Source organism: Oleiphilus sp. HI0128, assembly GCF_001635365.1.
This window is the reverse complement of the sequence record NZ_LWGG01001325.1, coordinates 1-769: the sequence shown is the minus strand read 5'-3', so window position 1 is coordinate 769 and position 769 is coordinate 1. Positions and strand designations below refer to the sequence as shown.

The 769-nt window shown below is 42.3% G+C and carries 1 protein-coding gene; it reads right to left on the bottom strand.

Annotated elements, in window-relative coordinates; all coding sequences use genetic code 11:
* Positions 1–633, bottom strand: a 633-nt coding sequence (locus A3763_RS22165; RefSeq protein ID WP_156495256.1) for a metalloregulator ArsR/SmtB family transcription factor, incomplete at its 3' end; no start/stop codon positions are given.
* Between the last annotated feature and the right edge of the window lie 136 nt (positions 634–769).

Genomic DNA, 769 nt, shown 5'->3' with positions numbered 1-769 from the left:
AAAAGCACGCGCTTTATTTAGCATATCTTGAGAGTTATCGATGGCAATAACGGATTTATATGTCTCGCTAAGCGGGCGTAGAAAATGACCTTCTCCTGGCCCAAATTCAATAATGGTTTGTTCTGCTAGATTGGCGCGCTGCTCTTGCAGAAGAAGCTCAAAGCTTGCTTGCGCATATAAGCTATGTTTCGCAATAAGCTCTTGTTGTTCATGAAAGCGGTCTGCATTGCGCGAAAAAAATGCTTGCGATTGAACTGCACGTTGTTCCTGAATACATTTGATTTTGTCTTGTAGGCTTTGATCAAGCGGGCACTGGTCAACTAAGGAAAATAATTGTTCAGTAGTAGACTTTACTCGCTGTGAATCGAATGAGACTGGACGACGATAAAAGACGGCATTACCTTCGCGCTGTGCTTCTACAAGACTTGATTGGCTGAGTACCTTTAAATGGTGACTCATGCCAGACTGTTTGGTGTTAAAAAGTTGAGTCAGCTCGAGTACGCCAAAGGTCTCAAACTGCAGTACCTGAAGGATCTGAAGGCGAAGAGGGTCACCGCAAGCTTTGAGAGCCTGGCTAAGGAGGTGGATGTCGCCGCAATTAATCGGTTCTACTTTCGAGGTGCTTATCATCATAGTTTTGAAGTATATCAATATATATTGATATAGCAAACACAATATCAATATATATTGATATTGTGTTTGGTCTAAGTGAGCTGAGGGGTTTTCAATCCAGATACTCGATTTACAGAGTGTTGTTAAAAGTGCCGAG